The sequence below is a fragment of the Halobacillus locisalis genome (assembly GCF_013694105.1).
GTDB lineage: Bacteria > Bacillota > Bacilli > Bacillales > Halobacillaceae > Halobacillus > Halobacillus locisalis.
In genome coordinates this window covers 741,569-755,611 of the sequence record NZ_JACEFG010000001.1, presented here as the reverse complement: position 1 = coordinate 755,611, position 14,043 = coordinate 741,569, and the positions used below count along the sequence as shown (strand labels likewise).

The window sequence follows — 14,043 nt, the reverse complement described above, 5'->3', positions numbered from 1 at the left end:
CTTTGATTAAAAAGAGAAGACAATCGGCATCCTTCTGTTTTCATTTCAAAACAAAGACGCTATCAAGTCAGGAAACATGGAGGTGGGAGTATGGCGAAAAAACGAAAAACAAAAAAGAGTAAAGGCTTAAAACAACAGGTGAAATTCGAACTGATTGGACTGCTATTCTTATTCATTGCAGTATTCGGGAGCGGAGCATCCGCTATCAGTGATGGGGCTGTTCCTGGAGGACTCGAGCGTATTTGGCAGTTTCTATTTGGGGTGTGGTATTTTCTTGCATCTCTCTTTTTCCTTGTAGTCGGAGTTTATTTGATGATTAAAAGAAATTGGCCGACTTTTATACATAAACGAACGATTGGTCTATATATTATCCTGTCTGCGGTTCTCTTATTTACACACTTGGAAACGTTAGGCGACGACCTCGCTACTGAGGGCGGTTCGATTATAGCGATGACATGGGACCGGACGACTATTATGATGAGAGGAGAGGGCTCCTTTTATAGTATTGGTGGAGGTCTTGTTGGAGCGATCCTTTTATCCATTACGTACTATTTATTCTCAGGAGTCGGAGCAGCTATTGTATCGTTTTTCTTATTGCTCATCGGAATCCTTTTCATTACGGAACGTTCGATCGGAGATGTGCTGGCTAAAGTTGGTGCTAGAATGAAATCGGTTGGTCAAGAACAATTGAAGCGCATAAAAGAAAAGCGTGAACAACAAAAGTCGTTACCTGATGAACAAGAGGAGACGACTACGGTGATTGAGATGGAAGACGAAGGCGCAGAGGAAGAAGAACAGACCATTGAAGAACCAATTATTCAAGACTTCACGGATAACAAAAGCTATCAGGCAGAGGTGGACGAAGAACCTAAGCCAACGAATGCTGAAGCAAGTGAGGATGAGGGAGAAGTCAGTATTGAGAAATCTATGCCGACAGCCGAATTGGAAAACTTCGATTATCAGCTGCCTACCTTCGATTTATTGGATGAACCTACATCGAGCCCTCAGAGCCAAGGCCGTACCCACATTCAGGCAACTGTACGAAAGCTTGAAAAAACGTTCCAGAGTTTCGGGGTCAAAGCTAAGGTGACCAAAGTTCATGTGGGTCCTGCGGTAACGAAATATGAAGTATACCCTGATGTAGGAGTGAAAGTAAGCAAAATCGTCAACTTGAATGACGACCTTGCACTTGCTCTTGCCGCTAAAGACATCCGAATAGAGGCACCAATCCCCGGCAAATCTGCTGTCGGTATTGAAGTACCGAACCAGGAAGTATCCATGGTCTCATTAAGGGAAGTATTGGAAACAGGTAAATCAAAACCAGAGGCGAAGCTAAGCTTTGCTCTTGGACGCGACATTTCAGGAGAAGCGGTCATGTCCGAGTTGAACAAGATGCCCCACTTACTTGTGGCCGGTGCAACCGGTAGCGGAAAGAGTGTGTGTATTAACGGGATCATTACGAGTATCTTAATGCGTGCAAAGCCACATGAGGTGAAGATGATGATGATTGACCCGAAGAAAGTAGAGCTCAATGTTTACAACGGCATTCCTCATTTGCTCGCACCTGTTGTCACCGACCCGAAAAAAGCCTCACGAGCACTGAAGAAGGTCGTCTCTGAAATGGAACGACGCTATGATCTGTTTTCAGATACAGGAACAAGAAATATAGAGAGTTATAATGAGTATATTAAAAAGTACAATGCAGAACATGAAGAAAAGCAACCGCAGCTTCCTTATATTGTCGTACTCGTCGACGAGCTCGCCGATTTGATGATGGTTGCTTCAAATGAAGTCGAAGACGCGATTACAAGACTCGCTCAGATGGCCCGTGCCGCGGGGATTCACTTGATTATTGCCACACAGCGACCGTCTGTGGATGTCATCACAGGTGTAATCAAAGCGAATATTCCTTCAAGGATTGCTTTTAGTGTGTCTTCCCAAACAGACTCCCGGACTATTCTTGATTCAGGAGGAGCAGAAAAGTTGTTAGGGCGAGGAGATATGCTATTCACACCTGTTGGATCCAACAAACCGACTCGTGTGCAAGGGGCCTTTTTATCCGATGAAGAAGTGGAACGTGTTGTGAACTTCTGTGTAGAGCAACAGCGTGCTCAATATCAGGAAGAGATGATCCCGGAAGAAGAGAGTGAAGTGAAGCAAGAAGTAGACGATGATTTGTATCCAGATGCGGTCCAAATGGTTGTCGAAATGCAAAGTGCAAGCGTCTCGATGATACAGCGCAGGTTCCGTGTAGGATACACGCGTGCCGCTCGTCTTATTGATGCTATGGAAGACAATGGGGTTGTGGGACCTTATGAAGGCAGCAAACCCAGAACTGTCCTCGTTTCTCAAACAGAAGAACAATCTTCATAAACTAGTAAGCTATGACTCTACATTGAGTCATAGCTTTTTTTATGTCGCATGAATGGTGTAAGATGAGAACAAGGTCGTTTCCATAAAAAGAAACAAATAACAAAAAAATAAGTCTTTCCTCATATTTAAGATCAAAAAGCGCTTTCAAATTTACACTCTATTAACGAAATCTATAAAAATGTCCTAATTCTATTTATTTATTTGTAGAAAAGTGTTATATTATTCACGAAATATGATGTGTCGAACGTCAGATGTCAGACTATTAAGAATGGAAGCCCATTATGACTTGGAGTGAAAGGTATGTCAATTAGGCAGGATACACGACACCTGTACTTGCAGGTAATAGAGCAAATTAAACGAGATATTGAAAACGGTATCTATTTAGAGAAGCAAAAACTACCATCCGAATTTCAGCTCTCAAAATCGCTCGGAGTCTCTCGTGCTACCTTACGAGAAGCCTTGCGAATTCTAGAAGAAGATGGAGTCGTGACTCGGAGGCACGGGGTAGGAACGTTTGTGAACCCTAAACCGCTCTTCACTTCAGGAATTGAAGAATTGAATAGTGTCACAGGAATGATTAATGATTCCGGTATGTTACCAGGGTCTCAATATTTATCTGCCGATCTCGTTGAAGCAACAGAAGAGGACAAGAAACGCTTCGCTCCCGTTGAGTTACATAATATAGCAAAAGTGGAGCGTGTGAGAACAGCTGACGAACAGCCTGTTGTTTTCTGTGTAGACAAGATTCCAGAACACCTTATTCCGATCGATCATGTCCGAGAAGCGGATTCATTGTTTTCTACATTAGAAGATTACACAGGAAAGCGGATTGGATACGCCGTTACGCATATTGAACCAATTGGTTATCATGAACGAATTTCACCGATTCTGAACTGCGAGCCTGACCAAGCTCTCTTGCTATTAAAGCAAATGCATTACTCGGAGGATGATGTACCGATGCTCTTGTCTTCTAACTATTTCAGGGCAGATAAGTTCAGTTTCCACGTTTTACGAAAACGAGTGTAAGGGCTTACAAACTTTGAGGAGGTGAGGCTTCGCCGTATAGAAAGAATGGCTTGTCGTAGCAATGTGTGTAACTTTAACAAAATTAGGGGGTAATTTTTTTGTTTAAAAATCGTTGGTTCGTATTGTTTGCACTATTATTGTCTATTGGTTTAGTTCTTGGAGCTTGTGGAGCTTCTGATGATGACGCCGGAAACGAAGAAGATAGTACAGGCGGAGATTCAAGTGAAAATACCGAAGAAGAAACCTCTGAGGAGAACGCTAGCGGAGACTTCTCTGTTGCCATGGTTACAGACGTAGGTGGAGTAGATGATAAATCATTCAACCAGTCTGCATGGGAAGGTCTTCAAGCATTCGGAGAAGAGAACGGCATGTCTAAAGGTGAAGGTTACGATTACGCACAGTCTGAAAGTGATGCGGACTATGTAACGAACATCAACCGTCTAGTACGTCAGGATTACAACTTGATTTACGGAATTGGATACTTATTACAACCGGCTATCGAAGAAGTAGCATCTCAATACCCAGATACAAACTTCGGTATTGTGGACTCTGTAGCTGAAGGTGACAACATAGCGAGTATTACGTTTAAAGAACACCAAGGTTCTTTCCTTGCCGGGGTAGCTGCTGCTAAGAAAACAGAATCCAACATGGTTGGTTTTGTTGGTGGAGTTGACGGCGCGTTAATCAACAAGTTCGAAGCAGGTTTTGTTGCGGGTGTGAAATCAGTAAACGCTGACATCGAAGTTGACGTTCAATATGCTGAGAGCTTCGCTGCTGCAGATAAAGGTAAACTAATTGCTTCCAACATGTACGACAAAGGCGTTGACGTCATTTATCACGCTTCAGGAGCGACAGGTAACGGCGTATTTGCACAAGCGAAAGATATTAAAAACAATGATCCAGAAGCTAACGTTTGGGTTATCGGTGTTGACCGTGACCAATACGAAGAAGGAGCAGTTGGCGACACAAACGTAACCCTTACTTCTATGGTTAAGCGCGTTGACATTGCTGTTCAAGACGTAGCTACACAAGCGATGAACGGTGAGTTTCCTGGTGGAGAAGTTCTTGAGTACGGTCTATCTGACGATGGTGTAAGCATTGCTCGTACAAATGAAGAAGCCATGACAGAAGAGATCATCACAGCGATTGAAGAGTGGAAAGAAAAAATCACAAATGGTGATGTTGAAGTACCAAGCACACGTGAAGACCTAGAAACTTATGTGAATTCTCTATAAGTTGATTTCAGAAAAAGGCTGGTGTAAGCCGGCCTTTTTCTACTCATAAAGGAAAATCATCAAATGAAGTGGCTCCGGCCCTCTTCATTTGATGATTTTTTCAAGAGAAAGCTCATTTGGAAAAATATAGAGAGTGAGGGGAAGCGAATGGATTACGTAATTGAAATGCTGAATATTCGTAAAGAATTTCCGGGTATTGTGGCAAATGACAACATCAACTTACAAGTGAAAAAAGGCGAAATCCATGCTCTGCTAGGTGAGAACGGGGCAGGGAAGTCAACACTCATGAACGTGTTATTCGGCCTTTATCAGCCGGAAAAAGGCGAAATCCGCGTTCGAGGGGAACAAGCGAACATCACAGATCCCAACATAGCCAACGACCTAGGTATCGGTATGGTGCACCAGCACTTTATGCTTGTGGATACATTTACCGTTACGGAAAACATCGTTCTTGGTAGTGAGCCCAAACGAATGGGGCAGGTCAACTTGAAGCGGGCGGAAAAAGAAGTGCAAGAATTGTCAGAACGCTACGGTTTGAATGTTGATCCGCGCGCGAAAATCCGCGATATTTCTGTGGGGATGCAGCAACGTGTAGAAATTTTGAAAACGCTGTATCGTGGTGCAGAAATCTTAATCCTAGATGAGCCGACCGCCGTACTTACACCTCAAGAAATCAAAGAACTAATTGACATCATGAAGAGCCTCGTTTCAGAAGGCAAGTCGATTATTCTGATCACACATAAACTGAAAGAAATCATGGAAGTCTGTGACCGCTGTACAGTCATCCGAAAGGGACAAGGGATCGGCACTGTTGAAGTTTCTGAAACAAACCCGACAGAACTTGCTTCCTTGATGGTCGGTCGCGAGGTTAGCTTCTCGACTGAAAAGACACCTGCTGATCCGAAAGAGACATTTTTGTCAATCAAAGATCTACGCGTAAAAGATGTTCGGGGTGTGGAAATGGTTAAAGGGTTGAATCTGAATGTCCGCGCAGGTGAGATTGTTGGGATCGCTGGTGTGGATGGGAATGGTCAATCTGAACTGATCGAAGCCATTACAGGCCTTCGAAAAACAGAATCTGGCGATATTAAACTTCACGAGAAAGCGATAACAAACTTGACTCCTCGTAAAGTAACGCAGTCGGGAATATCTCATATTCCGCAAGACCGTCATAAATTCGGTCTCGTTCTTGACTTCCCAGTTGGAGAAAATATGGTGCTGCAAAGTTATTATAATGAACCTTTTTCTAAAAACGGTGTCATGAACTTCAAAAACATCTATAAAAAAGCCAATGAGCTCATTGAAGAGTATGACGTACGTACCCCAGATGCTTACACAAAAGCACGTGCTTTGTCTGGAGGAAACCAGCAAAAAGCCATCATCGGACGCGAAGTGGATCGTTCACCTGATTTGATCATTGCGGCACAACCAACACGTGGTTTAGACGTTGGTGCCATTGAATTCATCCATAAGAAGCTCATCGAAGAGCGAGATAAAGGAAGAGCCGTACTTTTGCTATCGTTTGAATTAGAGGAAATCATGAACTTGAGTGATCGTATCGCCGTAATGTTTGATGGGCAAATCGTCGCTGAAGTGAAGCCGGAAGAAACAAACGAACAAGATCTCGGGCTACTTATGGCAGGAAACTCCACTTCAAAGGCGGGTGGTGAATAACATGTTATTTTCAAACCGTATGATTAACATATTAATTCCCATTATCTCAGTTGTTCTAGGCTTACTTTCTGGAGCCATCATAATGCTTGTCTTCGGATACAACCCCATAGAAGGGTATGCCGCCCTTTGGAACGGTGCCTTCGGTGACAGCTATTTCTTAGGAGAAACGCTTAGGCAAGTCACTCCATACATCTTATCTGGTCTGGCCGTTGCTTTCGCATTGCGAACCGGTCTATTGAATATCGGGGTAGAAGGGCAAGTATTTGTAGGTTGGCTTGCCTCCGTTGCCGTAGGTATATCTTTTGATTTACCTATGATCATTCATTTGCCTTTGGCTATCCTTGCCGCAGCATTAGCAGGGGCTTTCTGGGGTTTTATACCCGGTATCTTAAAAGCTAAACTTGGTGTACACGAAGTTATTGTCACCATTATGATGAACTATATTGCTCTTTATATTTCTAATGATATTGTCCGCAATGTGTTAACAGACGGAGAGGATCGTACCGCTGAAATTGCGCCTTCTGCGTCACTTGCGTCAGAGTGGTTAGCGAGTATGACGTACTTCTCACGTCTTCACTATGGGTTAATTGTTGCTTTGTTCATGGCACTTGTCATGTGGTTCGTTTTGAATAAAACGACACGTGGTTTCGAGCTTCGCTCTGTAGGGTTCAACCAAAATGCATCCAAATATGCGGGTATGAGCGTAGGGAAAAACATTGTATTGGCTATGGTCATTTCAGGCGCTTTTGCTGGTCTTGCTGGTGCAATGGAAGGCCTTGGAACGTTCGGTTACATGAACGTGAAGTCTGGGTTCACCAATATCGGCTTTGACGGTATTGCTGTAGCCTTACTAGGGGCGAATATGGCTTTAGGTGTTGTTCTTGCAGCCTTTTTATTCGGTACTCTAAAAATTGGCGCATTGAACATGCCTACAGAAGCGGGTGTGCCGACTGAATTGGTTGAGATTGTCATAGCTTTAATCATTTTCTTTGTCGCATCCAGTTACATCATCCGCTGGGCGTTCTTACGTTTCAAGAAGGAGGGGAAATAAATGGGGTTCATAGATATTATAGCTTCGATCATACCAGCTGCCATGGTGTACGCTGCCCCTCTGATTTTCACAGCTTTAGGTGGCGTCTTCAGTGAACGTTCTGGAATCATCAATATAGGTCTAGAAGGGCTTATGGTCATGGGGGCCTTTGTGGGAATCGTCTTCCACTTAACGTTTTATGATACTTTCGGGGCAGCTACGCCTTGGGTTTCCATTTTTGTAGCGATGATTGTTTCAGCTCTATTCGCTTTAGTTCATGCCGTGGCCTCGATTACATTCCGCGCGGATCAGGTGGTTAGTGGTGTGGCCATTAACTTCCTGGCGCTCGGTATCGGCTTGTTCTTGACGAAGCAGTGGTATGATAAAGGCCAAACAGATATGGTGGCCAGACCGTTTTATGCAACAGATATTCCGTTATTAAGTAAAATTCCGATCCTTGGAGAATGGTTCTTCTCAGGTTGGTATATGACATCGTATCTTGCGATTATCTTGGCTTTTGTAGTTTGGTTTGTCATTTTCAAAACACCATTCGGTCTTCGTTTACGCTCTGTAGGGGAACATCCGATGGCTGCTGACACAAATGGTATCAAAGTGTATCGTATGCGTTACATTGCTGTCATGCTCTCAGGTGCACTAGGTGGCCTTGGTGGGTCTGTATATGCATTGACAGTTGCATTGAACTTCTCTCATTCAACAATTGTTGGACAGGGGTTCATGGCGCTTGCTGCCGTTATCTTTGGTAAATGGCATCCACTAGGTGCACTCGGGGCAGCCATCTTCTTCGGGTTTGCTCAAAGCTTAAGTATCTTCGGTTCTGGTTTACCATTACTTGAAGATGTGCCGCAAATCTTCCTATTAATAGCTCCATATGTATTGACGATTCTTGCTCTTGCCGGTTTTATCGGTCGGGCAGAGGCTCCGAAGTCACTCGGAGAACCGTACATCAAAGGAAGTCGATAATAAGATCTGCCCGGTACTTTTGTGCCGGGCTTAATTTTTTACATTTTGAATCATATACCTTAGCATAAGACGTACGGATTAATAATCCGATAAACGTCCATAATAGAAAAGAAGTAGAGGAGGGTGTTCAATGAAATTAACCGAAGAGAAATTGCTAACTAAACAAGGGTATCGTTTACATATTCTACCTAGCAATAAATACAAAACTATTTCCATTGTTGCCAAGTTCAAAGCACCATTAAAAAGGGAAGGAATCACCGAGCGGGCGCTTTTGCCTCACGTTTTACAAAAAGCGACCAACAACCATCCCAATGTTCGATCACTACAATCAGCTTTTGAAAACCTATACGGGACGGCTTTATCAAGTGATGGATCCAAAAAAGGTGAGAATCACGTGATCAGTTTCCGCATGGAGGTTGTGAATGAAGCGTATTTAAATGATCAAGAGCCTATTTTAGAAGAAGCAATGCAATTGTTCCACGAAGTCCTGTTCGATCCTAAAAAGGAAGGGGAGGGACTTGATTCAGCAATTGTAAATCGAGAGAAACAGACACTTGAACAGAGAATCACATCCATTAAGGATGACAAGATGAGTTATGCAAATGTCAGACTTATGGATCACATGTGTGACGGCGAACCATATTCGCTACACGTCCACGGTTACCAGGATGACTTATCCTCTATCACACCAGAATCGTTGTACTCGTATTATCAGTCCATGATCGCTAATGACCTATTAGATGTTTACGTGATTGGGGACTTAGATGAAGCGTTCATTGAAAAAATGACGGATCAATATTTCTCAAGGGAAGGTAGTTCAAACGAAGATAATGATCAAGTAGCTGAAACGAAACAGGTCGATGAAGTGAAAGAGATTGTCGAACGTGAAGAAGTCAACCAAGGTAAGCTTCACATCGGTTACCGCACCTACACGAAGTTTGGCGATGACGATTATTACGCTTTGCAAATATTCAATGGGATATTCGGAGGTTTTCCAAGTTCAAAGCTGTTTATGAATGTCCGTGAAAAACACAGTCTTGCCTACTATGCGGCTTCCCGTTTTGAAAGTCATAAAGGACTGTTGCTAGTTTTCAGTGGTGTGGATCCGAAAGACTACGATCAGGCGAAATCAATTATTTTAGAGCAGATGGATGCCATGAAGAATGGGGACTTTACAGAAGAACAAGTCAATGAGACGAAAGAACAAGTCATCAACCAGCTTCAGGAAACAATGGACAATGCGAACGGTCTCATTGAGGTGCTGTATCACCAGATGATTTCCGGGGCCGAAATGCCTGCGAATGAATTGATGGATAAAATTCGTAATGTCACTAAAGATGACGTTGTTAATATGGCGAATAAAGTAAAACTGGATACGATTTACTTCTTAACATGCCAAGAGGGAGGGGAATAATCGTGGAAGAATTAGTATATCAGCAAATGAATGAAACGGTGTACCAAGAAACGATGGATAATGGTTTGAAAGTATTTTTACTCTCCAAGCCGGAAATGGCGAAGACGTTCGGAATTTTCACCACTAATTATGGTTCGATCGACCAAACGTTCACTCCGATCGGGAAAGATGAACAAGTGACCGTCCCTGAGGGAATTGCCCACTTCTTAGAACATAAACTATTCGAAAAAGAAGACCGAGACGTTTTCCAAGATTTTACGAAGCTCGGTGCTTCAGCGAATGCGTTCACGTCCTTCACGAAAACGGCCTACTTATTTTCTGCTACGAGCCATATCAATGAAAACGTTCAAACGTTGCTTGATTTTGTTCAGGACCCTTATTTCTCAGAGGAGTCGGTCGAAAAAGAAAAAGGGATTATAGCACAGGAGATTCGGATGTATGATGACCAGCCGGATTGGCGTTCGTTCTTTGGTACGATTCAAAGTTTGTACCATGAACATCCTGTCAAAGTGGATATTGCGGGTACGGTAGATTCCATTCAAAAGATTACAAAAGACGATTTATATACATGCTACGAAACGTTCTACCACCCTTCGAATATGACGTTATTCGTGGCAGGGAACATCGATCCTGAATCAATGATGAAACAAATCCGTGAAAATCAGAACGGTAAAGAGTTTCCAGCAGCGCCGCAAATCAACCGTTCATATCCTGACGAACCGACAAGCGTAGCTGTAAAAGACAATTCCATTACAATGCCTGTCACAACAGCTAAGGCTATGGTCGGTGTCAAAGAAAATGTAAAAGAGTTATCAGGAAAAGAATTGTTACGTGCGGAATTATTATCGGAAATGATTCTCGATTATTACTTCTCTAGAAGTGGTCCTTTTTATGAAGAATTGTATAAAAATGACTTGATCGATGATAGCTTTTCTTTTGAGACAGAACTCGATCGTCAGTTTGGATTTACCATCTTAGGTGGAGATACACGCAAACCCGAACAGATGACCAAACGCGTGAAAGAGATGCTTCATGAGTTGAAAGAGGCAAGTATCGCGGAAGAAGATTTCACTAGGATGAAACGCAAGAAAATCGGTCAGTTTATGCGCGCCTTGAACTCTCTTGAGTTCATCGCTAATCAGTTCACCCATTATCATACGCTGGGTGTTGACCTGTTTGACGTATTACCGGTCATAGAATCCCTAACGAGTCAAGACGCAGATGAATATTTACAGCACTGGATTAAAGAAGAAGCGATTTCTGTGTTTCAGGTGAAGCCGCAAGATGCCTAAGCGTTGCCTTGTCATCGGAGCAAGCGGAGCAATCGGCTCAGCTACAACGAATAGACTGATTGATCAAGGCTATGCCGTCGGTGTTCATTATCGTTCTAACTCAGATATCATCAACAAATGGAAAGAGACTGTCCCGAATGATCAATTTCTTGGTGCCTACCAAGCAGATTTGTCGACTGAAGAAGGTATAGAGGACTTCTTACACCACGTCGATAGTGATTGGGACGCGCTTGTGTTTTGTGGGGGACAAGCCTGGACTGGCTTGTTTCAAGAAATGGTTCTCGATGAAATGAATGCTTTATTTTACGTGCACGTACAGTCCGTATGGCGAATCACTCATAAGGTGCTTCCTAAGATGATTGAGAAAAAACGTGGGCACGTCATAGTCGTCTCGTCAATCTTTGGAGAAGAAGGGGCTAGCACGGAAGTCGTTTATAGCTCTGTAAAGGGAGCTCAAATCAGTTTTGTTAAAGGTTTGGCAAAAGAGGTCGGTCCAAGTGGTATTTACGTTAATGCTGTGACCCCAGGATTAATTGATTCTCAAATGAATCGTCACCTCGACGATTCAGAGCGGGAAATGCTGGAAGAAGACATTCCTCTTGGCAGAGCGGGAGACCCCGCTGAAGTTGCAGATGCCATCGAGTTCTTATTGAGTAAAAGATCTAGTTACATCACAGGCCAAACGATTAAGGTGAACGGTGGCTGGTCTTAATATATTTCTTTGAATAAAACTACCTGCCTCCTCTCATACTAAGGATGAAAAAACTTAGAGGAGGTAACAGTGATGTCTGTTCTTGATAATTTTGATTCATGGAAAGACTTTTTGGGAGATCGTTTGCATCAAGCGGAAGGCCAAGGGATGGAAAATCGTACGGTGAACGAGTTAGCGTTCGAGATAGGGAATTACCTAGCTACGTCCGTCGATGCTAAGAACGAACAGGAAGCCGTGCTTCGCGATCTTTGGAACGTGGCTGACGACAAAGAACAACACGCCATTGCAACCATGATGGTTAAGCTTGTTCAAAACGAAGGTAATCAACAGTAAAGGAAGCCGAACCGTGCAGAAGAATTCTGTGCGGTTCTTTCTATGATATAAAGAAAGCACAAAGAAATCTGGATTTTTACAAGCTGGTGCTTTCTTATTCTGTAAAAATCATTTATGATGGTAAAAGAGTGGAGTTTATCACAGTTTGACAAATGACGACAATAACTTCCAGAGGAGTTGTGCTATGGAGAAGAAAGAATGGTACTTAGAATATGAAATCCAATACAACCGCCCTGGACTTCTAGGAGACATATCTTCGTTACTTGGCATGATGTCAATCAACATTGTGACCATCAACGGTGTCGAAAATTCTCACCGTGGCATGCTTTTGTTGTGTAAAGAAGAAGAGCAAATGACACGATTGAAATCCATTCTTGATACGATGGATACCATTAAAGTGACGAAACTAAGAAAGCCAAAACTTAGAGACCGCCTAGCTGTCAGGCATGGCCGTTACATACATAGTGATGTCGATGACCGGAAAACATTTCGGTTCAATCGTGAAGACTTAGGGTTACTTGTAGATTTCATGGCTGAACTCTTTATGAAGGATGGCCATAAACTGATTGGAATTCGGGGGATGCCACGTGTCGGAAAAACCGAGTCCGTGGTTGCTTCGAGTGTTTGTGCCAATAAACGTTGGCTTTTTGTCTCAAGTACACTACTAAAACAGACTGTACGAAACCAACTCATTGATGATGAGTATAGTGAAGATAATCTCTACATCATTGACGGAATCGTTTCAGCTAGAAGAGCGAGTGAGCAACACTGGCAACTCGTACGGGAGATTATGCGCTTGCCAGCAACGAAAGTGATCGAACATCCGGATATTTTCGTTCAAGAGACCGAGTACAAAATGGATGATTTCGATTATATTATCGAGTTGAGAAACAATGATGATGAAGAAATTACTTATGAAACGGTAGAGAAACCAAGCATGTCCATGAATGATGGATTTTCTATGTTTGATTTTTAAAAGCGATGGATGGTGTTATACATGGAGATGGATATAGGATCTAGACTGAAAAGTGCCAGAGAACAGAAAAGCATGTCTCTGGAGGAAGTGCAGCAAACAACGAAGATTCAAAAGAGGTATTTAACAGCGATTGAAAACAATGAGTTTCAAGTGCTTCCAGGAAAGTTTTATACAAGAGCTTTCATACGGGAATATGCCTCTGCGGTCGGCTTGGACCCAGAACAAATCATGGAAGAGCACAAGAACGAACTGCCATCGTATGAAGATGAAGAGATTGTTCAATACAGTCGTGTACAGAAATCTAGACAACAGACCCAGACGAAAAAAACGGGTGGAGGGTTTCGGTTATTCCCTGGTATCTTGACGGTTCTTGTCGTATTGGCCATAGGATTTGCGATTTATATGTTGGCTATCCAAGGGGGAGGATCGGCTGATAACAGTGATCCGGCTAGCCAAGAAGGCACGAATAATGATATTAGTGTGCCAGAAGAGACCGAAGAGGACCAGCCAGAAGAAGAGAATAATGAAGAAGAGCAGCCTTCTGAGGAGCAACCCTCTGAAGAACCTGAGCCCGCTCCAGAGCCGGAACAACCCGAAGAAGAGCCGGAACAACCTGAAATCACTATTGAATTGACTCAACAGGGGACTGGCTCCTTCCCAGAGCATACCTATACGATTACAGGTGTGGATCAACGTACAGCAAGCATTGAACTGAGCGGAGATGCCTATCTTGATATCCAGGCACCAAAGGGTGGAGAAAGTTTGATTCAGCCAGGAATCATTACGGCGGAACAATCACCGCTTACATTAGATTTCTCAGGGCAAAATCAACTCTATGTGAAAACAGGAAGTGCGCCGAATACGTCGGTCGTCATTAATGGAAAGGCCGTACCTTTCCCTAACCCAGAACAATCGACACAAAAATTGTTACTTAATTTCGAGTAATGAAATCAAGACAAGGCTGCCTAAGAAAACCTCCACGAAACAATCTTCGTTT

At 43.1% G+C, this 14,043-nt stretch carries 12 protein-coding genes; all 12 read left to right on the top strand.

Annotation, left to right across the window (positions count from 1 at the left end; genetic code table 11):
* Positions 1–90: 90 nt before the first annotated feature.
* Positions 91–2,373: an FtsK/SpoIIIE family DNA translocase gene (locus H0266_RS03965; RefSeq protein WP_181471068.1), complete on the top strand. Its 2,283-nt coding sequence runs from the start codon at positions 91–93 to the stop codon at positions 2,371–2,373.
* A gap of 300 nt (positions 2,374–2,673) precedes the next feature.
* Positions 2,674–3,399 carry a GntR family transcriptional regulator gene (locus H0266_RS03960; RefSeq protein ID WP_181471067.1) on the top strand — a complete coding sequence of 242 codons (726 nt, stop codon included), beginning with the start codon at positions 2,674–2,676 and terminating at the stop codon, positions 3,397–3,399.
* A gap of 98 nt (positions 3,400–3,497) precedes the next feature.
* Positions 3,498–4,634, top strand: a complete 1,137-nt coding sequence (locus H0266_RS03955) for a BMP family lipoprotein (protein WP_181471066.1) — start codon at positions 3,498–3,500, stop codon at positions 4,632–4,634.
* 147 nt (positions 4,635–4,781) lie between these two features.
* The gene (locus H0266_RS03950; protein WP_181471065.1) at positions 4,782–6,308 is read left to right on the top strand and encodes an ABC transporter ATP-binding protein; all 1,527 of its coding nucleotides are present in this window, start codon (positions 4,782–4,784) and stop codon (positions 6,306–6,308) included.
* Between the two features lie 19 nt (positions 6,309–6,327).
* Positions 6,328–7,359: an ABC transporter permease gene (locus H0266_RS03945; protein WP_425484285.1), complete on the top strand. Its 1,032-nt coding sequence runs from the start codon at positions 6,328–6,330 to the stop codon at positions 7,357–7,359.
* Complete coding sequence (locus H0266_RS03940) at positions 7,360–8,319, top strand: ABC transporter permease (protein ID WP_181471063.1); 960 nt, start codon at positions 7,360–7,362, stop codon at positions 8,317–8,319. It abuts the gene before it with no gap.
* 130 nt (positions 8,320–8,449) lie between these two features.
* A complete protein-coding gene (yfmF, locus tag H0266_RS03935) occupies positions 8,450–9,733 on the top strand; it encodes an EF-P 5-aminopentanol modification-associated protein YfmF (RefSeq protein ID WP_181471062.1) in 1,284 nt (427 codons plus the stop codon).
* A 2-nt stretch (positions 9,734–9,735) separates the two neighbouring features.
* Entirely contained in the window at positions 9,736–11,025 is a 1,290-nt protein-coding gene (gene yfmH, locus H0266_RS03930) for an EF-P 5-aminopentanol modification-associated protein YfmH (protein ID WP_181471061.1), read from the top strand.
* A complete protein-coding gene (gene ymfI, locus H0266_RS03925; RefSeq protein WP_181471060.1) occupies positions 11,018–11,737 on the top strand; it encodes an elongation factor P 5-aminopentanone reductase in 720 nt (239 codons plus the stop codon). The genes yfmH and ymfI overlap by 8 nt, the downstream gene beginning before the upstream one ends.
* A 72-nt stretch (positions 11,738–11,809) precedes the next feature.
* Positions 11,810–12,070: a DUF3243 domain-containing protein gene (locus H0266_RS03920; protein WP_181471059.1), complete on the top strand. Its 261-nt coding sequence runs from the start codon at positions 11,810–11,812 to the stop codon at positions 12,068–12,070.
* A gap of 184 nt (positions 12,071–12,254) precedes the next feature.
* Complete coding sequence (locus tag H0266_RS03915; RefSeq protein ID WP_181471058.1) at positions 12,255–13,046, top strand: DUF3388 domain-containing protein; 792 nt, start codon at positions 12,255–12,257, stop codon at positions 13,044–13,046.
* 21 nt (positions 13,047–13,067) lie between these two features.
* A complete protein-coding gene (locus tag H0266_RS03910) occupies positions 13,068–13,991 on the top strand; it encodes a helix-turn-helix domain-containing protein (protein WP_220127102.1) in 924 nt (307 codons plus the stop codon).
* Positions 13,992–14,043 lie beyond the last annotated feature (52 nt).